Genomic DNA, 24,227 nt, shown 5'->3' on the forward strand with positions numbered 1-24,227 from the left:
CTTCCATGTCCTTCGATCTCGCTACGCGCTTGGCCGAGCGCCAGGCGGCCAGTCTCTACCGTCGGCGCCCGCTGTTGCAGACCCCGCAGGGGCCGCAGGTGCGGGTCGATGAGCATGAGTTGCTGGCGTTTTGTTCCAACGATTATCTCGGCCTGGCCAATCACCCCGAGGTGATTCGCGCCATGCAGCAGGGCGCTGAGAAGTGGGGCGTCGGCGGCGGCGCCTCGCATCTGGTGATCGGTCACAGCACGCCGCACCATGAGCTTGAAGAAGCACTGGCCGAGTTCACCGGCCGGCCGCGCGCGCTGCTGTTCTCCACCGGCTACATGGCCAACCTGGCTGCCGTCAACGCACTGGTGGGGCACGGCGACTACGTGCTGGAAGATCGCCTCAACCACGCCTCGCTGCTCGACGCCGGCCTGCTGTCTGGCGCGCGCTTCTCACGCTACCTGCACAACGATGCGGTGAGCCTGGCCAATCGCCTGCGCAAGGCTGCGGGCAACTGCCTGGTGGTCACCGACGGCGTGTTCAGCATGGACGGTGACCTGGCCGACCTGCCGGCCCTGTGCGCCGAGGCGCGTGCTGCGCAGGCCTGGGTGATGGTCGATGATGCCCACGGCTTCGGCGCGCTGGGGGCGACGGGGGGCGGTATCGTCGAGCACTTCGGCCTGGGGCAGGATGATGTGCAGGTGCTGGTCGGCACGCTGGGCAAGGGCTTTGGCACTGCCGGCGCTTTCGTCGCCGGCAGCGAGGAGCTGATCGAAACGCTGATCCAGTTCGCCCGGCCCTACATCTATACCACCAGCCAGCCGCCCGCCGTGGCCTGCGCCACATTGAAGAGCCTGGAATTGCTGCGCAGCGAAAGCTGGCGGCGCGAACACTTGCAGTGGCTGATCGGCCGCTTTCGTCAGGGTGCTGCCGAAATCGGCCTGAGCCTGATGGACAGTCCCACGCCGATTCAGCCGATCCTGGTCGGCGACAGTGCCCGTGCGCTCAAATTGTCGGCACTGCTCAAGGATCGCGGTCTGCTGGTCGGTGCCATCCGCCCGCCGACCGTGCCGGCGGGCAGTGCCCGCTTGCGGGTGACGTTGTCTGCCGCGCACAGCGAGGCGCAGCTCGAACTGTTGCTCGAGGCGCTGGCCGAGTGCTGGCCGCAGGTGCAGGACGATGCGTGAGACGCTGATTCTGCTGCCAGGCTGGGGCCTGGACGGCGCCGTGCTGCAACCCCTGGCCGCGGCTCTGAACCCTGGCATGCAGGTCCAGGTGCAGGTGCCGGCACTTCCGCGACTGGGCAGTGCGGCTGCAGCCGATTGGCTCGACGAGCTGGATACGCGCTTGCCGCATGACTGCTGGCTGGCCGGCTGGTCACTTGGCGGCATGCTCGCCGCTGCCCTGGCTGCACGTCGTGGCGAGCGCTGTCGGGGCCTGATCACCCTGGCCAGCAACGCCTGTTTCGTTGCCAGCGAGACCTGGCCGGCGGCGATGCCGGCGCAGACCTACGCAGCCTTCTATGATGGCTGCCAGGACAACGCCAGCGCTACGCTCAAACGTTTTGCCATGCTCTGTGCCCAGGGCGGTGCCGATGCGCGTGGTCTGTCACGGCAGCTGCAAGGCCATCTGGCGGCCGCTGAGGAGCCTGCTCTGCTGGCCGGATTGCGTCTGCTGGCGAGCCTCGACAATCGCGCTGCGCTGACTACGTTCGCCGGGCCGCAGCTGCACCTGCTGGCCGAGCACGACGGCCTGGTGCCGGCTGCGGCTGGCGACGCGCTGCTGGCGCTGCTGCCAACGGGTGAGGTGGATGTGCTGGAAGCCTGCGGCCACGCCTTCGTGCGCGAGCAGGCGGACGTCGTGGCGACCCTGATGCTCGATTTCATCCGCGAGGCCTGTGATGTCTGAGCTGCGTAGCCTGTGCAGCGCCCATGAGCGTGCCGAACCCGATACGCGCGGCCCTGGCGGTCCGGCAACTCCCTACGCCTTGCCGGACAAGCGCCAGGTCGCTGCGTCGTTCTCCCGCGCGGCCGCGAGCTACGATGCGGTGGCCGAGCTGCAGCGCAGCGTCGGCACGCAGTTGCTGGCGCGCCTGCCGGCTTCGCTGCAGCCCCGTCGCTGGCTGGATCTGGGCAGCGGCACGGGCCATTTCACCCGTGCCCTGGCCGAACGTTATGCACAGTGCGAAGGGCTGGCGGTGGACATCGCCGAAGGCATGCTGCGTCACGCCAGTCCGCTGGGTGGCGCTGCGTATTTCATTGCCGGCGATGCCGAAGCCCTGCCGTTGCAGGACGCCAGTGTCGACCTGCTGTTCTCCAGTCTGGCGCTGCAATGGTGTGCAGATTTCCCGCGCGTGCTGAGCGAAGCGCGGCGGGTGTTGCGCCCCGGTGGCGTATTGGCGTTCTCCAGCCTGTGCGTCGGTACGTTGCAGGAGTTGCGTGACAGCTGGCAGGTGGTCGACGGCCTGGTCCACGTCAATCGTTTTCGTCGTTTCGAGGACTACCAGCAGATCTGCACGGCCAGTGCTCTGCAGGTGCTGGCTGTGCAGCGCCAGGCCGAAACGCTGCACTTCCCTGACCTGCGCAGCCTGACCACTTCGCTCAAGGACCTCGGCGCGCACAATCTCAACCCTGGCCGCCCGGGGGGTCTGACCGGGCGCGCGCGCATTCGCGCGCTGATCGAGGCCTACGAGCAGTTTCGCCAGCCGCAGGGGCTGCCGGCCACCTATCAGGTGGTATATGGCGTGCTGCAGAAGCCGCTGGGCGCGTACTGACTGGAGTAACCGCAATGACCCAAGCCTACTTCGTCACCGGCACTGACACCGAAATCGGCAAGACCACCATCGCTGCCGGCCTGCTCCATGCCGCGCGCCAGCAGGGCCTGAGTACCGCAGCGGCCAAGCCGGTTGCCTCGGGTTGCAGGCGAACCGCCGACGGGCTGCGCAACGACGACGCGCTGGCCCTGCTCGCCCAGTGTTCATTGCCGCTGCGCTATGAGGAGGTCAACCCGCTGGCCTTCGAGCCGGCCATTGCCCCGCACCTGGCGGCCCGCGAAGTGGGTATCGCACTGGATGTCAGCAGCCTGCTGCAGCCGGTACGGGCGATCCTGGGCAAGGGCGCGGACTTCTCCCTGGTGGAGGGTGCGGGCGGCTGGCGTGTGCCGCTGGCCGGTGAGGCGAACCTGTCGGACCTGGCCATCGCACTGGGCATACCGGTGATTCTGGTGGTGGGTGTGCGCCTGGGGTGCATCAACCATGCGCTGCTGAGTGCAGAGGCGATCGAGCGTGACGGCCTGAGGTTGGCCGGCTGGGTGGCCAATATCGTCGAGCCGAAGACCTCACGCCTGGAAGACAATCTGGCGACTCTCAGCGAGCGCCTGCCGGCTCCCTGTCTGGGGCGTGTGCCGCATCTGGCCGAGGCGACGCCTGCGGCGGTGGCGGAGCACCTCAATCTCGAGTTATTGGCCGGCTGGTAATAACCAGCAAACTGACCATAGCCTTTTGTCTGTACGTTTTTTAGCCGGTTTCTGCTTCAATACAGGTATCAAGGTTCTACTTCCCCCTGGGGGCTGCCGATGGAAATCTCCGCCAACGCATTCAATTCGGGTTTGAACGGTATTCAGGCCGGGCAACGCCGTGTCGAACAGGCAGCCGGTGATATCGCCAGCGGCAGCATCAACCCCGCGCAACAGACCACTCAGACGCCGCCGCAGAATCAGGTCAATCCGAGTTCGCAGGTTTCCGAGCGTAGCCGCCCGGACCTGACCGAAAGCCTCGTGGCACTGCGTGTCGGTGAAAACGAAGTGCGCGCCAATGCGCGCGTCGTCGACACGGCCGACGAAGTGCTGGGCACCCTGATCGATACCCGCGCTTAAGTCGTCTCACCCCGGCCGCGCGGATGCGGCCAGCAGCGGGGCAGGAGGGCGCTCATGCAGATCGGCAGCAGCCTGCCACCTTTCACTCCCGCGCCGTCCGCCAGTACGGCAAGGCCGCTGTCGCCCGAAGTTTCCCCTGACATTGCCCGTGCCGACCAGGCACCTGTCGCTGCGCCGCAAGAGCAGCAGGCCGACTCCCCGGCCTCCGGTCGAGACGAGGCGGATCGCGATGCCAGCCCATCGAGCCGTGCAGGCGAGCCTGAGCCCAGCCCCCAGGAGCAGCGCCAGCAACAGCTGGAAATCACCGATCTCGTTCAGCGTGACCGAGAGGTGCGCACCCACGAGCAGGCGCATGCTGCCGTCGGCGGGCAATACGCGGGAGCGCCGACCTACAGTTTCAAGCGCGGCCCCGATGGGCAGCGTTATGCCGTTTCCGGTGAAGTCGGCATCGATACCTCCCCCGTCCCCAATGACCCCGAAGCGACGCTGCGCAAGATGGAGATCGTCCTGCGCGCGGCGCTCGCGCCCATCGAACCTTCCCCTCAGGACATGCGCGTAGCCTCTCTGGCCCAGGCGCAAGCGGCGCAGGCCCGCGTCGAACTGGCCGAGCTGCGGCGCGCAGAGGCCACCAGCGCCAGCGAGGAGGCGGTGGCCGATGACGCGTCTCGCCCCGCCGATGAACAGCCTGCCGAGCAGCCGCAGCAGGCTTCGCCGCCAGCGCCTAATCTTGATCTGTATCGGCGCCTGGGCGAATCGCCCGCGCCGCAGCCTCGCATCGATCTGGTCGCGTAGCTGGCCGATTGGCAGCGCTTGACAAGGGGGTGGCGTAAACGTATGTTTCAAACGCCTGTTTGATTGCTTTGGCCGCAACCTCGTGGCCGGGCAGCCGGGAGTGATCCCGAGAGCGACCGCCAAGACGGTCACCCCAACTACTAGGAATCCACCGCAGAGGTTTACCGTTATGCCTGACTACAAGGCCCCCTTGCGTGACATTCGTTTCGTTCGTGACGAGCTGCTGGGTTATGAAGCGCACTACCAGAGCCTGCCAGGCTGCCAGGACGCCACTCCGGACATGGTCGACGCCATCCTCGAAGAAGGCGCCAAGTTCTGCGAGCAGGTTCTGGCACCGCTGAACCGTGTGGGTGACACCGAAGGCTGCACCTGGAGCGAGTCCGGCGTGAAGACTCCGACCGGCTTCAAAGAGGCTTATCAGCAGTTCGTCGAAGGCGGCTGGCCGAGCCTGGCTCATGACGTCGAGCACGGCGGTCAGGGCCTGCCGGAATCCCTCGGCCTGGCCATCAGCGAGATGGTCGGTTCGGCCAACTGGTCGTGGGGCATGTACCCGGGCCTGTCCCACGGCGCGATGAACACCATCTCCGCCCACGGTACCGCCGAGCAGCAGCACGTCTACCTGACCAAGCTGGTCTCCGGCGAGTGGACCGGCACCATGTGCCTGACCGAGCCGCACTGCGGCACCGACCTGGGCATGCTGCGCACCAAGGCCGAACCGCAGGCCGATGGCAGCTACAAGGTCAGCGGTACCAAGATCTTCATCTCCGCGGGTGAGCACGACATGGCCGACAACATCGTCCATATCGTTCTGGCCCGTCTGCCCGATGCACCGGCTGGTACCAAGGGTATCTCGCTGTTCATCGTGCCCAAGTTCCTGCCCAACTCCGAGGGCGGCGTAGGTGAGCGCAACGCGGTGTCCTGTGGCTCGATCGAGCACAAGATGGGCATCCACGGTAACGCCACCTGCGTGATGAACTTCGATGGCGCCACCGGCTTCCTGATCGGCCCGGCCAACAAGGGCCTGAACTGCATGTTCACCTTCATGAACACCGCTCGTCTGGGTACCGCGCTGCAAGGCCTGGCCCACGCCGAAGTCGGCTTCCAGGGTGGCATCAAGTACGCTCGCGAGCGTCTGCAGATGCGTTCGCTGACTGGCCCGAAAGCGCCGGACAAGGCGGCTGACCCGATCATCGTGCACCCTGACGTACGCCGCATGCTGCTGACCATGAAGGCGTTCGCCGAAGGCAACCGCGCCATGGTCTACTTCACCGCCAAGCAGGTGGACATCGTTCAGCACAGCCAGGACGAAGAAGAGAAGAAAGCCGCTGACGAACTGCTGGCTTTCCTGACTCCGATCGCCAAGGCCTTCATGACCGAGGTGGGCTTCGAGTCCGCTTCCCATGGCATGCAGATCTACGGTGGCCACGGCTTCATCAGCGAGTGGGGCATGGAGCAGAATCTGCGCGACTGCCGCATCTCCATGATGTACGAAGGCACCACCGGCGTTCAGGCGCTGGACCTGCTGGGCCGCAAGGTGCTGATGACGCAGGGCGGCGCCCTGAAGAACTTCACCAAGATCGTGCACAAGTTCTGCCAGGCCAACGAAGGCAACGATTCCGTCAAGGAGTTCGTCGAGCCGCTGGCCAAGCTGAACAAGGAGTGGGGTGACATCACCATGAAGATCGGTATGGCGGCGATGAAAGATCGCGAGGAAGTCGGTGCCGCGTCGGTGGACTACCTGATGTACTCCGGCTACGCCTGCCTGGCCTACTTCTGGGCCGACATGGCACGCCTGGCTGCCGAGAAGCTGGCCGCCGGTGCTGAAGACGAGGCGTTCTACAAGGCCAAGCTGCAGACCGCTCGCTTCTACTTCGCGCGTCTCCTGCCGCGTACTCGCGCGCACGTCGAAGCCATGCTGTCCGGTGCCAATAACCTGATGGAGATGGATGAAGAGCACTTCGCGCTCGGCTTCTGATTCCTTCAAGGTTGAATAACAACGCCGCCCCTCGGGGCGGCGTTGTCGTTTTTGCGCCGGGTACTGAAGCGAATGTCGCATCCTGTCGCTGTTTTCAAGAGTCGAAGCAGGCAGAATGCCTGCATCTCTCGCCAAGGATGTCAGCGTGATACGTCTGGCCAATTTGCGCCTCAGCCACTTCTTCTCCTCGCTGCCGTTGCTGGTGGGGGCATTGCTGGCTGCGCGCTTGCCTGTATTGAGCGAGTTCTTCATCTCCCTGTTCAACGTACTGCCGACCCTGCTGCTGTTGCTCGGCGGCGCCTTCTGTCTGGTCTATGGTCGTCAGCGTGAAGTGTTTCTGCTGCTGGCGCTGTATGTCGGCTACTTCCTGCTGGATATCCAGGTCGATCACTTTCGTAACAATGGTCAGGTGCGTGACGATGCGGCGCTGGTCTTCCATCTGATCTGCCTGCTGCTGCCGCTGCTCTATGCCCTCTACGGTTGCTGGGAGGAGCGCTCGCATCTGCTGCAGGACATCTTCGCCCGCTCGCTCGTGCTGCTGGCCGTCAGCGCGGTGGCCGTCGGGCTCGCGCGGCGTTATCCACAGGGCATCGCCGAATGGCTGGCGCAGATCCACTGGCCATCGCTGCACGGTGCCTGGATGAGTCTCGCGCAGCTGTCCTACCTGGTCTTCCTGCTGGCGTTCATTGCGCTGCTGGCGCAGTACCTGAGCCGCCCCCGCCCGCTGCATGCGGCGCAGCTGGTGGGTTTGTTCGGCCTGCTGTGGATGCTGCCGCAGGTGTTCATCCTGGCCAACGCGCTGCAAGTGATGATCAGCCTGGTGATGCTCATGCTGGTGGCGGCGGTGGCGCATGAGGCTTACCAGATGGCCTTCCGTGACGAACTCACCGGGTTGCCTGGACGGCGCGCGCTCAACGAGCGCCTGCAACGCCTGGGGCGTGATTACGTGATCGCCATGGTCGATGTCGATCACTTCAAGAAATTCAACGATACCCACGGCCACGACGTGGGCGATCAGGTGCTGCGTCTGGTCGCCAGCCAGCTGCGCAAGGTCGGTGGCGGCGGCAAGGCGTATCGCTATGGTGGCGAGGAGTTCACCCTGCTGTTTCCCGGCAAGAGCGTGGAGCAATGCGTGCCGCATATCGAGGCCGTGCGCGTGGCCATCGAGCAATACCGCATGCAGCTGCGCGACTCGCAGAGCCGACCGCGTGATGATCGTGAGGGCAAGCAGCGCCGCGCCGGCAAGACTGCCAGCGAAGTCTCGGTGACCGTGAGCATGGGAGTGGCCGAGCGGCAGGCCGAGCAGCGCACGCCGCAGGAGGTGATCAAGGAAGCGGACAAGGCGCTCTACAGCGCCAAGGCCGCCGGGCGCAACTGCATACGCAGCGCCTCGCATCGGCGTGGCGCCGTCAAGCTGGCGTCAGGGGGCCAATGAGGTCCTGGCGGACGAATGGTCGTGACGGCATGTCAGTCGTTCTGCAGGGGTGTTTTCACATCAGACAGTTGCTGACCTGTCGTGAATTATTGGTCACAACATGACCCTATGTGTCTATAAAGTTGTTCAAGTAAACTCGGTCATCTCACGTAAGTCCGTTTTCGAGGATGTGCCATGGCCGATTACAAAGCCCCCCTGCGCGACATGCGCTTCGTGCTCAATGAAGTATTCGAAGTCTCCAAGCTCTGGGCCGAGCTGCCGGCCCTGGCCGAGGTGGTGGATGAAGACACTGCCAATGCCATTCTCGAAGAGGCCGGCAAGGTCACCGCTGGCAGCATCGCCCCGCTGAACCGCAGCGGCGATGAAGAAGGCTGCTCCTGGGAAGATGGCGTGGTGAAAACCCCGGCTGGCTTCCCCGAGGCTTACCGTACCTACGCCGAAGGTGGCTGGGTCGGTGTCGGTGGCGCGCCTGACTTTGGCGGCATGGGCATGCCCAAGGTGATCGGTGCCCAGGTCGAGGAGATGGTCAACTCGGCCAGCCTGTCCTTCGGCCTGTATCCGATGCTGACCGCTGGCGCCTGCCTGTCGATCCTCAATCACGCCAGCGAAGAGCTGAAGGCGCAGTACCTGCCGAACATGTACGCCGGTGTCTGGGCTGGCTCCATGTGCCTGACCGAGCCGCACGCCGGTACCGATCTGGGCATCATCCGCACCAAGGCCGAACCGCAGGCCGATGGCAGTTACAAGATCAGTGGCACCAAGATCTTCATCACCGGCGGCGAACACGACCTGACCGAGAACATCATCCACCTGGTGCTGGCCAAGCTGCCGGATGCACCGGCTGGCCCGAAAGGCATCTCGCTGTTCCTGGTGCCGAAGATCATGGTGGGCGTCGACGGTTCGCTGGGCGAGAAGAACGCCCTGGGCTGCGGCTCCATCGAGCACAAGATGGGCATCAAGGCCTCGGCCACCTGCGTGATGAATTTCGACGGCGCCACCGGCTACCTGATCGGCGAAGTGAACAAGGGCCTGGCGGCCATGTTCACCATGATGAACTACGAGCGTCTGGGCGTTGGCATCCAGGGGCTGTCGCTGGGTGAGCGCAGCTACCAGAGCGCCATCGAATACGCCCGCGAGCGCATCCAGAGCCGCGCCCCGACCGGCCCGGTGGCCAAGGACAAAGCGGCTGATCCGATCATCGTGCACCCGGACGTGCGCCGTATGCTGCTGACCATGAAGGCGCTGAACGAGGGCGGTCGCGCCTTCTCCAGCTACGTTGCCATGCAGCTCGACACCGCCAAGTACAGCGAGGACAAGGCAACCGCCCAGCGTGCCGACGAACTGGTAGCGCTGCTCACTCCGGTGGCCAAGGCCTTCCTGACCGACATGGCGCTGGAAACCACCGTGCATGGCCAGCAGATCTTCGGCGGCCATGGCTTCATTCGCGAGTGGGGCCAGGAGCAGCTTGTCCGGGATTGTCGCATCACCCAGATCTACGAAGGCACCAACGGCATCCAGTCGCTGGATCTGATGGGGCGCAAGATCGTCGGCAGCGGCGGTAGCTACTACAAGCATTTCGCCGACGAGATCAGGGCCTTCGTTGCCTCGGCCGATGCTTCCATGGCCGAATTTACCCAGCCGCTGGCGGCTGCCGTGGACAACCTCGACGCGCTGACCGCCTGGGTGCTGGAGCAGGCCAAGGGTAACCCCAACGAGATCGGCGCGGCCTCGGTCGAGTATCTGCAGGCTTTCGGCTACACCGCCTACGCCTACATGTGGGCCTTGATGGCGCGCGCCGCGCTGGGCAAGGAAGGCGAGGACGAGTTCTACGCCAGCAAGCTGGGTACCGCACGCTTCTACTTCGCTCGCCTGCTGCCGCGCATTCATTCGCTCAGTGCCTCGGTCAAGGCCGGTAGTGAATCGTTGTACCTGCTGGACGCTGCGCAGTTCTGATCACGCGGCATCGTCCAAATGAGCCCCGGCCCGCGTGCCGGGGCTTTTCATTTCAGCAGGTGCACGGGTTCAGCCTGGCCAGGTAGAGCAGGGCGGGGCGTTGCGCTTGCAGGTACAGCTGGCCGCGCTCGTTCTCGATCAGCAGGCCATTGCCCGCCGCCAGGTGGTGCATCGCGCCGCCTGCATTCACGTCGACTGCGCTCTGCGCTGCATTCCACAGCAGCAGTACCGCGGCATCGTTCTCCAGCCCCTGGGTTCCCTGCCATTTCAGCAACTGCACCTGATGCGTCCAGGCGCTTCTTCGGGTCATCAGATTGAGGTCGGTGATCGGGCCGTCCAGCAGTTGCGCGTCGATGGCCTCTTCGCCAGCAAAAACCGCTATGGCGCCAGCGCTATGCAGCGTCTCGACCTGGCCATCCTCGCGTTGCAGGTGCAAGCCGTTGCCGGCGAGCACGGCCAGGCTGCGGTCGATGCCCGGGAAGCTGGAAAAGGCACCACCCACCGCCACCTGAGCACTGCTGATGCGCCAGGCGAAATCCTCCAGGCCGGCGCCTGCTGGCGAGATGGCCAGTTGCAGCGTCATGCCGCCGCCGTTCTTCCAGGGCATGGCCAGGGCAGTTGCGGGATCGAGCAGGGTGAAAGGCATGGATTCTCCAAATGTATATACATAATAGCCGGGGCGACGAGCGGCTTTGATCCCGCAGATGATAGTGGAGTCTCTGAATAGCGGCCGTTAGCTGGATCGCGCGCTATTTGCATAGACATGGAGCGCTTCGCTAATGCCCATGATCATGAACTTATGCGGATTGTGCTGGCTTGACGCCGATTGAATCCACTCATATTGTATATACAAAACAAGCCGGGAGAATCCCATGCCGATGCATTCCACCTCGAAACAGCTCTGGCGCGATGTGCAGGTCTTCGATGGCCTGGCGCAGCTGGACGAGGCGGTGAACCTGCTGGTCGAGGACGGTTGCATTGCCGGCCTGTGGCCATCGCGCACCTTCGACGAGGCGCAGGCTCAAGGTGCAGTCGAAGCAGGGCGTGGCGGCGTGATTACCCCGGGCCTGGTCGACTGCCACACCCACCTGGTCTATGCCGGCAACCGCGCCGGCGAGTTCGAGCAGCGCCTGGAAGGCATCAGCTACGAAACCATCGCCCGTAACGGTGGCGGCATTCTCAGCAGCGTGCGCGCCACTCGTGCGGCCAGCGAAGACGAACTGATCGCCGCCAGCCTGCCGCGTCTCGATGCGCTGCTGGCCGATGGCGTAACCACGCTGGAGATCAAGTCCGGCTACGGCCTGACCGTCGCAGACGAACTGAAGATGCTGCGCGTGGCCCGTCGCCTCGGCGAACTGCGCCCGGTACGGGTGCTCACCACGCTGCTCGGCGCCCACGCCTTGCCGCCGGAATATGCCGGTCGCGCCGACGATTACGTGAGCCTGGTCTGCGACGAGATGATTCCGGCCGCCGCAGCCGAAGGGCTGGCCGATGCGGTGGACGTGTTCTGCGAAGGTATCGGCTTTTCCCCGGCGCAGTGCGAGCGCATCTACCAGGCGGCCCAGGTCCACGGTCTGGCGATCAAAGCCCATGCCGAGCAACTGTCCAACCTCGGCGGCAGTGCCCTGGCCGCGCGTTACGGCGCGCTGTCCGCCGACCATATCGAATATCTGGATGAAGCCGGTGTGCGCGCCATGGCCGAGGCCGGCACCGTCGCCGTGTTGCTGCCCGGCGCCTTCCACGTGCTGCGCGAAACCCAGCTGCCGCCCATCGACCTGCTGCGCCAGTACGGTGTGCCCATGGCCGTGGCCAGCGACGCCAACCCCGGCACCTCGCCGATCTGCATGCCGACGCTGATGGCCAACCTGGCCTGCACCCTGTTTCGCCTCACCCCGCGCGAAGCCCTGGCCGGCATGACCGCCCACGGAGCCCGCGCCCTCGGCCTGCCAGACCTCGGCCGCATCGCCGTCGGTGCCCCGGCGGATCTGTGCCTGTGGGATATCCAGCAACCGGCCGAACTGGCCTACGCGGTGCAGGCCGGGCGTCTGCGCCAGCGCGTGTTCAATGGAGCCATCAGCTACGACAAAGAGGCCATTACTCATGCTCGCTGATCGTCACAGCATGGCCGCCTGGAGCGGTCGCACCGACCCGGAAACCGACAGCGCGCGCTGGCACCAGCGCATCCAGGCACTGGCAGAAGACAGCCAGCCGGGCCTGGCCTTGCTGGGTTTTGCCTGCGACGAAGGTGTGCGCCGCAACCATGGCCGCGTCGGCGCCGCCGCTGCGCCGCAAAGCGTGCGCAAGGCCTTGGCCAACCTGGCCTGGCACCGGCAGGCACCGGCCTATGACGCCGGTGACGTGACCTGCGAGGACGGCGACCTAGACGCGGCCCAGGCGCGCCTCGGCCAAAACGTCTGCGCACTGCTGGACGCCGGCCATCTACCGCTGGTGATCGGTGGTGGTCACGAAGTGGCGTTCGGCAGTTGGTCGGGCCTGGCCGAGCACCTGTCCGGCAACCCAGCCCCAAAAATCGGCATCGTCAATTTCGACGCCCATTTCGACCTGCGCGACCCGGCACATGTGCATTCCTCCGGCACGCCCTTCGCGCAGATCGCCGAGCAGTGCGCCGCACGCGGCTGGCCATTCCGCTACGCCTGCCTGGGCGTCAGCCGCGCCAGCAACACCCGCGCGCTGTTCGCCCGTGCCACCGAGCTGAACGTGCTGGTGCGCGAGGATCATGAGATTCGCGAGTCGACCCTCGATGCCATCGGTGCCGAGCTAGACGCCTTCGCCGCCGAGTGCGATGCGCTCTACCTGACCATCGACATCGACGTGCTGCCGGCCTGCGAAGCGCCAGGCGTCAGCGCGCCAGCCGCCCGTGGCGTGCGCCTGGAGCTGCTGGAACCGCTGCTCGAACGGCTCAAGGCCAGTGGCAAGCTGCGCCTGGCCGACCTGGCCGAGCTCAACCCCGAATACGACATCGACAACCGCACCGCCAAGGTGGCGGCGCGGCTGATCCATCTGCTCAGCCTCTGAGCCCCGAACAACAAGAGGAAACCGCTGTGACCAGCAAATACCGCGACACTGAAATCCGCGCCCCGCGCGGCACCACGCTCACCGCCAAGAGCTGGCTGACCGAAGCGCCGCTGCGCATGCTGATGAACAACCTCGACCCGGACGTGGCCGAGAACCCCAAGGAGCTGGTGGTGTACGGCGGCATCGGCCGGGCCGCGCGTAACTGGGAGTGCTATGACAAGATCGTTGAGAGCCTGACCAACCTCAATGACGACGAGACCCTGCTGGTGCAGTCCGGCAAGCCCGTCGGGGTGTTCAAGACTCACAGCAACGCCCCGCGCGTGCTGATCGCCAACTCCAACCTGGTGCCGCACTGGGCGAGCTGGGAGCACTTCAACGAGCTGGATGCCAAGGGCCTGGCCATGTACGGCCAGATGACCGCTGGCAGCTGGATCTACATCGGCAGCCAGGGCATCGTTCAGGGCACCTATGAAACCTTCGTCGAAGCCGGTCGCCAGCACTACGCCGGCAACCTCAAGGGCCGCTGGGTGCTGACCGCAGGCCTGGGTGGCATGGGCGGCGCCCAGCCGCTGGCCGCGACACTGGCCGGCGCCTGCTCGCTGAACATCGAATGCCAGCAGACCAGCATCGACTTCCGCCTGCGCAGCCGTTACGTCGACGAGCAGGCCACTGATCTGGATGACGCGCTGGCGCGCATCGCCACGTACACCGCCGAAGGCAAGGCCATCTCCGTCGCTCTGCTGGGCAATGCCGCTGAGATCCTGCCGGAGTTGGTACGCCGTGGCGTGCGTCCGGACATGGTCACCGACCAGACCAGCGCCCACGACCCGCTCAACGGTTACCTGCCGATTGGCTGGACCTGGGCCGAGTACAAGGATCGCGCAGCCACCGACCCGGCTGGTGTGGTCAAGGCCGCCAAGCAGTCCATGGCCGTGCACGTGCAGGCCATGCTCGACTTCCAGAAAATGGGCGTGCCGACCTTCGACTACGGCAACAACATCCGTCAGATGGCCAAGGAAGAGGGCGTGAGTAATGCCTTCGACTTCCCCGGTTTCGTCCCGGCCTATATCCGCCCGCTGTTCTGCCGCGGCATTGGCCCGTTCCGCTGGGCGGCGCTGTCCGGCAACCCCGAAGACATCTACAAGACCGACGCCAAGGTCAAGGAACTGATCCCCGATGACGCCCACCTGCACCGCTGGCTGGACATGGCCCGCGAGCGCATCGCCTTCCAGGGCCTGCCGGCGCGCATCTGCTGGGTCGGTCTGGGCCAGCGCGCCAAGCTTGGCCTGGCGTTCAACGAGATGGTGCGCTCGGGTGAGCTGAGCGCGCCGGTGGTGATCGGCCGCGACCACCTGGACAGCGGCTCGGTGTCCAGCCCCAACCGTGAGACCGAAGCCATGCAGGACGGCTCCGATGCCGTGTCCGACTGGCCGCTGCTCAACGCCCTGCTCAACACCGCCAGCGGCGCCACCTGGGTCTCGCTGCACCACGGCGGTGGCGTGGGCATGGGCTTCTCCCAGCATTCGGGTATGGTCATCGTCTGCGATGGCACCGATGAAGCCGCCGCGCGCATCGCCCGCGTGCTGACCAACGACCCGGGCACCGGGGTGATGCGTCACGCCGACGCCGGTTACCAGATCGCCATCGATTGCGCCAAGGAGCAGGGCCTGAATCTGCCGATGATCGACTAAGGCAAGTTCAACGCCGGCCCGATGGGCCGGCGCATCAATCACTGCAAGCATCGCGACTTCAGCCATTATTCGGCTCTGATTCGCCAGGCGCGAACTCACTCCGTGGAAGAACAGAACATGACCACCCTGAACCTGAAACCCGGCCAACTGACCCTGGCCGACCTGCGCGCCGCCTACCAGGCGCCCGTGCACCTGACTCTGGACGCCAGCGCTCACGAAGCCATCGACGCCAGTGTTGCCTGCGTCAACCAGATCATCGCCGAAGGCCGCACCGCCTACGGCATCAACACCGGTTTCGGCCTGCTGGCCTCGACCCGCATCGCCAACGACGACCTGGAAAAGCTGCAGCGTTCGCTGGTGCTGTCGCATGCCGCCGGCATCGGTCAGCCACTGGATGACGCCATGGTGCGCCTGATCATGCTGCTGAAGATCAACAGCCTGGCGCGCGGTTTCTCGGGTATCCGTCGCCAGGTGATCGAGGCGCTGATCGCCCTGGTCAACGCCGAGGTCTACCCGCATATTCCGCTGAAAGGCTCGGTCGGTGCCTCCGGTGACCTGGCGCCGCTGGCGCATATGTCGCTGGTGCTGCTCGGCGAAAGCCAGGCGCGCCACCAGGGCCAATGGCTGCCGGCCAGCGAGGCGCTGGCCATTGCCGGCCTGGAGCCGATGACCCTGGCCGCCAAGGAGGGCCTGGCCCTGCTCAACGGCACCCAGGTGTCCACCGCCTACGCCCTGCGCGGTCTGTTCGAGGGTGAAGACCTGTACGCCGCCGCCAGCGTCTGTGGCGCGCTCAGTGTCGAGGCGCTGCTCGGTTCGCGTTCGCCCTTCGATGCGCGCATCCATGCCGCTCGCGGTCAGCGCGGGCAGATCGACGCGGCGGCTGCCTTTCGCCATCTGCTCGGCGACAGCAGTGAAATCGGCCGCTCCCACGCCGCCTGCGACAAGGTGCAGGACCCGTATTCGCTGCGCTGCCAGCCGCAGGTCATGGGCGCCTGCCTGACCCAGCTGCGCCAGGCTGCCGAGGTGTTAGCCGTCGAGGCCAACGCGGTATCCGACAACCCGTTGGTGTTCGCTGCCGAGAGCGAGGTGATTTCCGGCGGCAACTTCCACGCCGAGCCGGTGGCCATGGCCGCTGACAACATCGCCCTGGCCATCGCCGAGATCGGCTCGCTGTCCGAGCGCCGTATCTCGCTGATGATGGACAAGCACATGTCGCAACTGCCGCCGTTCCTGGTGGCCAACGGCGGGGTCAACTCCGGCTTCATGATCGCCCAGGTCACCGCTGCCGCACTGGCCAGCGACAACAAGGCCCTGGCTCACCCGCACAGCGTCGACAGTCTGCCGACCTCGGCCAACCAGGAAGATCACGTGTCGATGGCGCCGAACGCCGGCAAGCGTCTGTGGGACATGGCCGAGAACACCCGTGGTGTGCTCGCCGTGGAATGGCTCGGCGCCTGCCAGGGCCTGGACTTCCGCGAGGGGCTGAAAAGCACGCCGGCCCTGGAGCAGGCTCGCCAGGCATTGCGCGCCAAGGTGCCGTACTACGTCGAGGACCGCTTCTTCGCCCCGGACATCGCCGCCGCCGACGAGCTACTGGCCGAACGCGTGCTGACGCCGCTGCTGCCGGCCGGCATGTTGCCTTCCTTGAGCTGAACTGCGTAGCCCGGATGCAATCCGGGGCCTGGGTTTTGAGGCTCCCGGATTGCATCCGGGCTACGGCGCTGGGAGCGGAGCGCTTAGCTCCGCTATCATCCGCGCACCCGGTCTTGCCAAGGAGCTTTCGTGACCACCACCCCGCGCTACAAAGCCATCGAGGCCTTCCTGCTGGAGCGCATCCAGGGCGGCGCGTTTCCAGTCAACCACCAGATCCCGCCGGAGGAGCAGCTGGCGCGCGACTTCGGCGTCAGCCGCATGACCGCCAACAAGGCGATCCAGAACCTGGTGCAGCAGGGCTACCTGATGCGCCAGGCCGGCCTCGGCACCTTCGTCACCGACCGCAAGGCCGAATCGCCGCTGCACGAGGTGATGAACATCGCCAGCGAAGTGCGCGGTCGCGGCCACGCCTACGCTAACCGCGTGCTGCGTTGCGAAGCGATTGCCGCCGACGATGAAGTGGCCCTGCGCCTCGGCGTGCGCCTGGGCACCGAGGTGTTTCACAGCGTGCTGGTGCACCTGCAGGACGGCTTGCCGATCCAGCTCGAGGACCGCTTCGTCAATCCGCGCTGGGTGCCCGATTACCTGGCGACGGATTTCAGCCAGCGCACGCCCAACGAGGTGCTGGTGGCGAGTAGCCCGATGTCGGATGTCGAGCATGTGGTCGAGGCCGTGCTGGTGGACGCGCGTACCGCCGAACACCTGCAGATCGACCCGGCCATGCCTTGCCTCAGCGTGATCCGCCGTACCTGGTCCGGCGATCACCTGATCAGCTATGCACGGCTGATTCATCCCGGTGAGCGCTACAAGCTGCGCTCGCTGCACAAGCGGCGGGGGTAAGTGCGCCGGGCGCACCGAGAGGTTCTGAACAACAGCGATGTCCGCCAGATTGCCCGGTGCGCACGGCGCGCCCTAGGGCTCTAATCGCTGATCAACTGATCCACCAGCGACGGATCATCGATAAAGCGATTGCGGGTGTCCTGCAGCGTTTCGATCTTGTCGTTGCGTGCGCGTTCTTCGTCGTCCGGCGGGTCCAGGCGGTGCCAGGCCTTGTACATCGGCACCAGGCCGACGATGGGCAAGCCGTATTCGACATGCATGTAGAAGATCGCGCGGGCGATGTTGCCCTTGGCTTCGTCACGCGGCTCCACCAGCTGGAAGCTGGTTCTCATGTCGCAGCCGATATCGGCGAACTTGCTCGGCAGCTCATCGGCCAGCTCGCCGAACTGCGCATTGCGCCTGACCAGCTCGACGCGGCTCAGGGCCGGATAGTGGTTGTGCAGGTCGGCGACGATGAACGGATAGCGCGGGTTCATGATGGTGCACTGGCGGTCGGTGATGCAGCGCATCGCGCTCTTGAGCTGCTTGCTGCTGTAGATCGGGCTGGCGGTCAGAGCCCCGCTCTCGCGTTCGAAGCTCTGGCCGCAATAGAGCGTGGTGCCGCCATTGCCGTACAGGTCTTTCCAGAACGCCTGCTCGATGGCCTGCTTGGGGTCGCCTAGCTGAGTCTGACCGCCGGCCAGGGAGACGGTGCTGATGCAGGTTGCCAGGCAACCGAGAAGCAGGGTAACTGCGCGCATACTCTAGCCCCAGTGACCGCCGTTGTCGGGGTCTGTTGTTTTTGTAGGACAAGCTGGAGTCTAGCAAGACGTACGTCACAAAAAACACAGCCACGTGCCGTCTCCCAACTTGAGATAGTCAGGGCAAAGCGGGGCTGCAGGCAGCGAATGGCGCCGTGTAAGCCATGGCTTACATGATGTCCCGATTATCGCCACTGTTGGCCGATCAGGTACGAGCGTACTCTGCACAGTATGGATTCAGCGCAGGAAGCGCCTAGACGAACAGGGACACGCTGGACAGCCGCCAGGATGGTGAGCAGATCAAGGATGTCAGGACAAACAGTCTGCAAGGCCCCGCAATCGCGGGGTTTTCTTTTTTTTGCGCTTGAAAATCTTCAGGCCGCCACTCGCTCGGCCATACGCAGCTCGAACCAATCCAGAGTCTCGTCCCACAGGCGCTGCGCCGCAGGGCGGAAATACCCCATATGACCGATGCCGCCCAGGCCCTCAGCTTGTGAGTCGAGCGTGCGCGCCTGGTAGGGCGCGTTGCCGTAAGCGGCCATGAAGGCATCGCGTGAGGCGGGTGGCGCCCACAGGTCGTCCAGGCTGTTGAGCGCCACCATCGGCGTGCTCACCTGGGCGAAGCGCTCGGCCAGCCCCGGCATCTGCGGGTCGTCGAAAAAGTAGCGGGGGAAGCGGCACCAGCGTTTCCACTGGCGGTAGACGCCCAGCGGCAGATCCTCGCCCATGCCCAGCTTGCTCCAGGCCAGATAGCCCTTGTAGCGCGTCATCAACGGGCCGATCACCCGCCACATGGCTAGCACGCGCAACTGCTCGCTCTTGGGCATCCAGCCATGCCAGCCGGCGCCGGTGCCGAAGGTGTAGAAGCCGGCGACCTGATCGTGATTGGGCAGCAGACCGAAGGCGTGACCGCCGAAGGAGTGGCCAACCATGAACAGCGGGCGCTCGGCATGCCGGTGCTGATCCACGGCAGCAGCCAGGTCAAGGTGAGCCCAGTCCAGGTACTCCATCTCGAAGCCGCGCAGGCTGGCTGGCCTGGACTGACCGATGCCACGATAGTCCAGGGTCAGGGTGTTGAAGCCGCGGCTGGCGGCGTATTCGGCGAAGCGGCGGTAGAAGCCTTGCGGCACCCCGGTGGCTCCGGCGATCAGCAACTGCGCCCGGGGCTGCTCGGCGTGGTAGCGCGTGGCGGCCAGTGGGTAGTCGTCGAGGGCGAGCAGGGGCAGTGTCTCACTGCGGATTGGCGCATTCATGCTGGCGTGGACTCCGTGTGCTGCTGGCGGGTCAGATGGAGCAGGGTGGTGACGGCCTGTTTCAGTGGCTCGCTGCTGCCGGCGACGCGTGCTTGCAGCAAACCCCCTTCGTAGAGCGCGACGAACAACGCGGCCAGCCCCTCCGGCTGTGGATAGCCGTGGCGCTGTAACTGCTGCTGCAGCGCCTGGCGGATGGTGACGAAGGCATTGGCCAGGGCCGCACGAATTTCATGATCTTCCGGGCCGCTTTCCAGGGCGACGGCGGCCAGCGGGCAGCCGCGTTCGAAGGCGCTGTCCTGCAACTGCCCGAGAGCGCCGTGCAGCCAGGTGGTCAGCGCATCGAGTGGATCGGCCTGACGCTCGAAGAGCGTGGCGAACGCCTGCCCGGCGCGCTGGCCGACGCGTTCGATAGCGGCTACCGCCAGCTCGGTCTTGCCGTTCGGGAAGTGATGATAGAGGCTGCCCTTGGGCGTCTCGGCGGCGGCCAGCAGTTCGCTCAGGCCGACGCCATGCAGGCCTTTGCGCTGCAGGGCATCGATCATGGTGTCGATCAGTTTGTCGCGTGTGGTCTTGGTCATGGCCAGGATTATGTAGACCGGTCGGTCTAGTGGCCAGTGTCATTCAGGACGTGGATCAGGCCATATCGGCAACGTGCGCGCGGCTCAGGGCGTGCCCCAAGTGCCATCGAGCGCCGTGCGCAGCAGATCGATCATCACCTGCCTGGCCCCTGCATTCGCGACGGCGCGCCGCATGCCGCTCCGGCCAACGCCCCCCTGTTGCGCTTGCTCGAATACCTCTCGGGTGCTCACGCCCATATGACCTGAACACCCTTTTGCGAGTCTGTCGCGACGCCCCGACCGGTCAATGGCGGGGCGTTGTTTATGCGGATTCAGCCGACATGCTTGCTGACCCAGGCGGCGTAAGCGTCGATGAATTTCTGCAGGAAGGGCTTGATGCTGTCGCTGAGCGCACCGTTGTCGTCGAAGAAGTTGCCGGCGCCGCCAAGATAACCTTCCGGCTGCTGCAGCACATGCACGTCGAGGAACACCAGGCACTGGCGCAGGTGGTGGTTGGCGCCGAAGCCGCCGATGGCGCCTGGCGAGGCACTGAGCACGGCGCCGGGCTTGCCGCTGAAACCGCTCTGGCCATAGGGGCGCGAGCCGACGTCGATGGCGTTCTTCATCGCGCCGGGGATCGAGCGATTGTATTCCGGGGTGACGAACAGCACCGCGTCGGCGGCCTTGAGCTTGCTGCGAAACGGCGCGTAGGAGGCCGGGGCGCTGTCGCCGTCGGCGTCTTCGTTGTACAGCGGCAGGTCGCCGATCTCGATGATTTCCAGGTTCAGCGAGGCGGGTGCCAGATCAGCCAGCGCCAGGGCCAGTTTGCGGTTGATGGAGGCTTTGCGCAGGCTACCGACCAGTACGGCGACGTTGTAGGTCTTGCTCATGTTTACTCCAGAGGCTGTGGTGAGGAAGGAACAACCACTATAGACCTCGGATTTTTCAGCAGGTGCTGATCTTGGGCGTCATCAGGGCGCTGGATGCGTCTGGCCGAGCTCGCTGACTGTCTTGCGTCACAGCGGCGGAGCAAAAAAACGGGCCGATCGGGCCCGTAAGTTCACGCTCAAAGTTGTTCTGGTGTCAGCCCAGGCAGTGCGCCAGGCCGATGGCCTCGGGCTTGAACAGCCGCGCGTCCATCAGTTTCGGCTCGCGCACGATGGGGGCGAAGTCCATGCGCGCGAGAATGTCGCGCTCGATGTCCACGCCCGGCGCCACTTCGATCAGTTCCAGGCCTTCGGTACTCAGGCGCAGCACGCAGCGCTCGGTGACGTAGAGCACCGGCTGGCCGCGTTCGGCGGCCAGGCGCCCGGCGAAGGTGCGGTGCTCCACCTCGGCGACGAACTTGCGCAGGTCGCCGTCCTGAACGATGCGCAGCTGGCCGTTCTCGATGCGGATATCCTGCGCGCCAGCACTGAACGTGCCGACGAACACCACCTGCTTGGCGTTCTGGCTGATATTGATGAAACCGCCGGCGCCGGCCAGGCGCGAGCCGAACTTTGACACGTTGAGGTTGCCCGCCGCATCGGCCTGAGCCAGACCGAGAAAGGCGATGTCCAGGCCGCCGCCATCGTAGAAATCGAACTGATAGGGCTGGTCGAGCAAGGCGCTGTGGTTGCTCGCCGCGCCAAAGTCCAGGCCCGAGGCCGGCACGCCGCCGATCACGCCGGGTTCGGCGGTCAGGGTCAGGCGCTCGATCACGCCTTCTTCGGCGGCCACTGCGGCGACGCCCTCGGGCATGCCGATACCAAGATTGACCACCGCGCCGGCCTTGAGCTCCAGCGCGGCGCGGCGGGCGATCAGCTTGCGCACGTCCAGCGGCATCGGCGCCAGGCTGTCCATCTCCACCCGGGTCTCGGCGGCGAAGGCCGGGTTGTAGGCGGTGGCGAAGGTCTGTTGGTGATTGCCCGGTTCGGCCACCACCACGCAGTCGACCAGAATGCCGGGGATCTTCACCTGGCGCGCATTCAGCGAGCCGCGCTCGACGATGCGCTCGACCTGGGCGATCACCAGCCCGCCGCTGTTGCGTGCAGCCATGGCGATGGCCAGGCTCTCGATGGTCAGCGCCTCGCGCTCGAAGCTGAGGTTGCCGTCGGGATCACTGCTGGTGGCGCGGACGATGCCGACGTGGATCGGGAAGCTCGGGTAGAACAGATAATCCTCGCCATCGATGGGCATCAGCCGCACCAGATCGCTGGTGGTACGCGCATTGAGCTTGCCGCCGCCATGACGCGGGTCGACGTAGGTGCCCAGGCCAACACGCGATAGCTGCCCCGGCTTGCCGGCGGCGATGTCGCGAAACAGCTGGGAGATCACCCCCTGCGGCAGGTTGTAGGCCTCGATGCGATTGTCCACCGCCAGCTTCTGCAGTGCCGGCACCAGGCCCCAGTGGCCGCCGATCACCCGGCGCACCAGGCCTTCATGGGCCAGGTGGTTGAGGCCACGGCCCTTGCCGTCGCCCTGGCCAGCGGCATACACCAGGGTCAGGCCCTGTGGCGCCTGCTCAGCGACGAAACGCTGTTCCAGGGCGATGGCGATCTGCTCGGCGAAACCGATGCCGACGAAGCCACCGGTGGCCAGGTTGGCGTTGTCCGGAATGCGCGCCACGGCGTCGGCGGCGGTCATGATCTTGCTCATTGCGGGTACTCGTGAATGGCAGAGGACTGTAGGAGCGGCCGGGCGGTGTTCCGCTTCAGCCACGACCGCTCCTACAGCGGTCATCAGAAGCTTCCAAACAGGGTGCCGAGGGTGATCACTACCGCCAGCGCCACCATCGGGAAAGCCACGGTGTTGACGAAGATGAACTTGTACGACTCACGGTGGGTGAGCTTGCAGATCGCCAGCAACGAGATCACCGCGCCGTTGTGCGGCAGGGTATCCATGCAGCCCGAGGCCATGGCGGCGACACGGTGCAGCAGCTCGGGACTGATGCCGGCGGCGTTGGCCAGGGTCAGGTATTGCTCGCCGAGGGTCTTCAGCGCGATGGACATGCCGCCGGAGGCCGAGCCGGTGATGCCGGCGAGAATATTCACCGCCACCGCTTCGGAAATCAGTGGGTTGCTGGACACGCCCAGCACCAGATCACGGATGACGACGAAGCCGGCCAGCGAGGCGATCACGGTGCCGTAGCCCACTTCGGCGGCAGTGTTGAGGATCGGCAGCATGGAGCCGAAGGCGCCGTCGTTGACGCTCTTCTTCAGGTCCATCCAGCGTTTCCAGTGCAGGGCGATCAGCAGCACGATGGCGGCGCCGAGGGCGACGATGATCGACCAGATGCCGATCAGCGACTTGGCATCCTGCAGGCCGCCGTATTCCGGCTTGGCCAGGTAGCTGGTATCCATCGCCGGCAGAATCTGCTTGGCCATCAGAAAGTTCAGCGCGATCACCACGAAGATCGGCAGCAGTGCCAGCCAGAAGCCGGGAATGTCGCGGCGCTCTTCCTCCACTGGATCGTCGCGGTGCTCGCCATAGCCCTCACCTGCGGCCATCAGCTTGCGCGACTGCGCGGTGAGCCACCAGGTGCCGAGGCCGAACATGATCAGCCCGGCGATCACCCCCAGGCCTGGCGCGGCGAAGGCGTCGGTGCCGAAGAAGGGATTGGGGATGGCGTTCTGGATCGCCGGGGTACCGGGCAGGGCGGTCATCGTGAAGGTGAACGAGCCGAGGGCGATGGCGCCGGGGATCAGGCGCTTGGGAATGCCCGCTTCACGGAACAGCGCTGCGCCGATCGGATACACGGCAAAGGCCACCACGAACAGCGACACACCGCCGTAGGTGAGTATGCCGCAGGCCAGCACGATGGCCAGGATCGCGCGCTCGCTGCCGACTTTCGCGACTATGCCGTGGGCGATGGCGCGGGCTGATCCCGAATCGTCCATCAGCTTGCCGAACAGCGCGCCGAGCAGGAACAGCGGAAAGAACTGGATCACGTAGCCGCCCATGGCCTTCATGAACACCTGGGTGTAGGTGGGCAGCAGCAGGCCGATGTCACCGGCGAACAGCAACGCCAGCAGGGCCAGCAGCGGGGCGAGGATCAGGACGTTGATGCCGCGATAGGCGAGGTACATCAACAAGGCGAGGGACAGCAGAATACCGAGGGTACCCATGGGTGATTCCTTTTGTTGTTGTTCTAGCGGCTCGAGGCCGTTTTATCGGAAAGGCGCGGATACGGCAGCGCGCCTTTGCCGGATATAGAGCCAGAGTCGTGCCAGGGTGGGGTGAAAGCTTGGGTGATAGGGCGGGAAGGCTTGTGGCTGGGGGATTTCAGGCTTTAGGCCGGGTGCTGGGCAGGTAAGCCGGATGCAGATAAGTGTCCAGATTTATGGATTTAATCCAGGTTTGTGGATTTGTTCGGATAGATTTTCCAGGAATCTGGATGCGTAGCCCGGCTGCAATCCGGGGCTTTTGGGGATGTCAGGTCCCCGGATTTCATCCGGGTTAC

Annotated in this window: 21 protein-coding genes; 14 read left to right on the plus strand and 7 right to left on the minus strand. The window is 65.2% G+C overall.

Annotation, left to right across the window (positions count from 1 at the left end; translation table 11 throughout):
- Window positions 1–5: 5 nt before the first annotated feature.
- The 9 genes from bioF (at window position 6) to ACN8M7_RS23990 (ending at window position 10,016) form a co-directional block, all read left to right on the plus strand.
- The gene (bioF, locus tag ACN8M7_RS23950) at window positions 6–1,175 is read left to right on the plus strand and encodes an 8-amino-7-oxononanoate synthase (RefSeq protein ID WP_490262387.1); all 1,170 of its coding nucleotides are present in this window, start codon (window positions 6–8) and stop codon (window positions 1,173–1,175) included.
- Window positions 1,168–1,896 (plus strand): alpha/beta fold hydrolase, encoded by a 729-nt coding sequence (locus ACN8M7_RS23955; protein WP_490262388.1) that lies wholly within the window; start codon window positions 1,168–1,170, stop codon window positions 1,894–1,896. The genes bioF and ACN8M7_RS23955 overlap by 8 nt, the downstream gene beginning before the upstream one ends.
- Window positions 1,889–2,761 carry a malonyl-ACP O-methyltransferase BioC gene (bioC, locus tag ACN8M7_RS23960; protein ID WP_490262389.1) on the plus strand — a complete coding sequence of 291 codons (873 nt, stop codon included), beginning with the start codon at window positions 1,889–1,891 and terminating at the stop codon, window positions 2,759–2,761. Before ACN8M7_RS23955 ends, bioC begins: the two co-directional genes overlap by 8 nt.
- Window positions 2,762–2,775: 14 nt before the next feature.
- Complete coding sequence (gene bioD, locus ACN8M7_RS23965) at window positions 2,776–3,462, plus strand: dethiobiotin synthase (RefSeq protein ID WP_490262390.1); 687 nt, start codon at window positions 2,776–2,778, stop codon at window positions 3,460–3,462.
- 99 nt (window positions 3,463–3,561) lie between these two features.
- Window positions 3,562–3,861, plus strand: coding sequence for a hypothetical protein (locus ACN8M7_RS23970; protein WP_061242727.1), 300 nt, complete (start codon window positions 3,562–3,564; stop codon window positions 3,859–3,861).
- A 54-nt stretch (window positions 3,862–3,915) separates the two neighbouring features.
- Entirely contained in the window at window positions 3,916–4,653 is a 738-nt protein-coding gene (locus ACN8M7_RS23975) for a putative metalloprotease CJM1_0395 family protein (protein ID WP_490262391.1), read from the plus strand.
- A 169-nt stretch (window positions 4,654–4,822) separates the two neighbouring features.
- Window positions 4,823–6,628: a phenylacyl-CoA dehydrogenase gene (locus tag ACN8M7_RS23980; RefSeq protein ID WP_490262392.1), complete on the plus strand. Its 1,806-nt coding sequence runs from the start codon at window positions 4,823–4,825 to the stop codon at window positions 6,626–6,628.
- A gap of 115 nt (window positions 6,629–6,743) precedes the next feature.
- Window positions 6,744–8,063, plus strand: a complete 1,320-nt coding sequence (locus ACN8M7_RS23985) for a GGDEF domain-containing protein (protein WP_490262393.1) — start codon at window positions 6,744–6,746, stop codon at window positions 8,061–8,063.
- A gap of 174 nt (window positions 8,064–8,237) precedes the next feature.
- Window positions 8,238–10,016, plus strand: coding sequence for an acyl-CoA dehydrogenase C-terminal domain-containing protein (locus ACN8M7_RS23990; protein WP_490262394.1), 1,779 nt, complete (start codon window positions 8,238–8,240; stop codon window positions 10,014–10,016).
- A gap of 52 nt (window positions 10,017–10,068) precedes the next feature.
- On the opposite strand, the gene ACN8M7_RS23995 is transcribed toward ACN8M7_RS23990, so the two are convergent.
- A complete protein-coding gene (locus ACN8M7_RS23995) occupies window positions 10,069–10,662 on the minus strand; it encodes a HutD/Ves family protein (protein WP_061242719.1) in 594 nt (197 codons plus the stop codon).
- 226 nt (window positions 10,663–10,888) lie between these two features.
- Between ACN8M7_RS23995 and hutI the strand changes: the two genes are divergently transcribed.
- The 5 genes from hutI (at window position 10,889) to hutC (ending at window position 17,236) form a co-directional block, all read left to right on the plus strand.
- Window positions 10,889–12,127, plus strand: coding sequence for an imidazolonepropionase (hutI, locus tag ACN8M7_RS24000; RefSeq protein ID WP_490262395.1), 1,239 nt, complete (start codon window positions 10,889–10,891; stop codon window positions 12,125–12,127).
- Window positions 12,117–13,052: a formimidoylglutamase gene (gene hutG / locus ACN8M7_RS24005; RefSeq protein ID WP_490262396.1), complete on the plus strand. Its 936-nt coding sequence runs from the start codon at window positions 12,117–12,119 to the stop codon at window positions 13,050–13,052. The genes hutI and hutG overlap by 11 nt, the downstream gene beginning before the upstream one ends.
- A gap of 26 nt (window positions 13,053–13,078) precedes the next feature.
- Window positions 13,079–14,743 carry a urocanate hydratase gene (gene hutU / locus ACN8M7_RS24010; protein WP_490262397.1) on the plus strand — a complete coding sequence of 555 codons (1,665 nt, stop codon included), beginning with the start codon at window positions 13,079–13,081 and terminating at the stop codon, window positions 14,741–14,743.
- A gap of 117 nt (window positions 14,744–14,860) precedes the next feature.
- The gene (gene hutH, locus ACN8M7_RS24015) at window positions 14,861–16,396 is read left to right on the plus strand and encodes a histidine ammonia-lyase (protein ID WP_490262398.1); all 1,536 of its coding nucleotides are present in this window, start codon (window positions 14,861–14,863) and stop codon (window positions 16,394–16,396) included.
- Window positions 16,397–16,525: 129 nt separating this feature from the next.
- Complete coding sequence (hutC, locus tag ACN8M7_RS24020) at window positions 16,526–17,236, plus strand: histidine utilization transcriptional repressor HutC (protein ID WP_061242708.1); 711 nt, start codon at window positions 16,526–16,528, stop codon at window positions 17,234–17,236.
- Window positions 17,237–17,316: 80 nt separating this feature from the next.
- Here the strand turns inward: hutC and ACN8M7_RS24025 are convergent, their stop codons facing one another.
- The 6 genes from ACN8M7_RS24025 to ACN8M7_RS24050 form a co-directional block, all read right to left on the minus strand.
- On the minus strand, window positions 17,317–17,976 hold the full coding sequence (locus tag ACN8M7_RS24025) for an endonuclease (protein WP_490262399.1): 660 nt from the start codon (window positions 17,974–17,976) through the stop codon (window positions 17,317–17,319).
- Between the two features lie 374 nt (window positions 17,977–18,350).
- On the minus strand, window positions 18,351–19,229 hold the full coding sequence (locus tag ACN8M7_RS24030; protein ID WP_490262400.1) for an alpha/beta hydrolase family protein: 879 nt from the start codon (window positions 19,227–19,229) through the stop codon (window positions 18,351–18,353).
- Complete coding sequence (locus tag ACN8M7_RS24035; RefSeq protein WP_490262401.1) at window positions 19,226–19,807, minus strand: TetR/AcrR family transcriptional regulator; 582 nt, start codon at window positions 19,805–19,807, stop codon at window positions 19,226–19,228. The genes ACN8M7_RS24030 and ACN8M7_RS24035 overlap by 4 nt, the downstream gene beginning before the upstream one ends.
- Window positions 19,808–20,118: 311 nt before the next feature.
- On the minus strand, window positions 20,119–20,676 hold the full coding sequence (locus ACN8M7_RS24040; RefSeq protein ID WP_061242700.1) for an NADPH-dependent FMN reductase: 558 nt from the start codon (window positions 20,674–20,676) through the stop codon (window positions 20,119–20,121).
- A 193-nt stretch (window positions 20,677–20,869) separates the two neighbouring features.
- Window positions 20,870–22,423 (minus strand): acyl CoA:acetate/3-ketoacid CoA transferase, encoded by a 1,554-nt coding sequence (locus ACN8M7_RS24045; protein ID WP_490262402.1) that lies wholly within the window; start codon window positions 22,421–22,423, stop codon window positions 20,870–20,872.
- Window positions 22,424–22,506: 83 nt separating this feature from the next.
- Complete coding sequence (locus ACN8M7_RS24050) at window positions 22,507–23,892, minus strand: GntP family permease (protein WP_490262403.1); 1,386 nt, start codon at window positions 23,890–23,892, stop codon at window positions 22,507–22,509.
- Window positions 23,893–24,227: the final 335 nt, after the last annotated feature.

It is taken from the genome of Pseudomonas spartinae (genome assembly GCF_965197125.1).
Lineage (GTDB): Bacteria > Pseudomonadota > Gammaproteobacteria > Pseudomonadales > Pseudomonadaceae > Aquipseudomonas > Aquipseudomonas composti_A.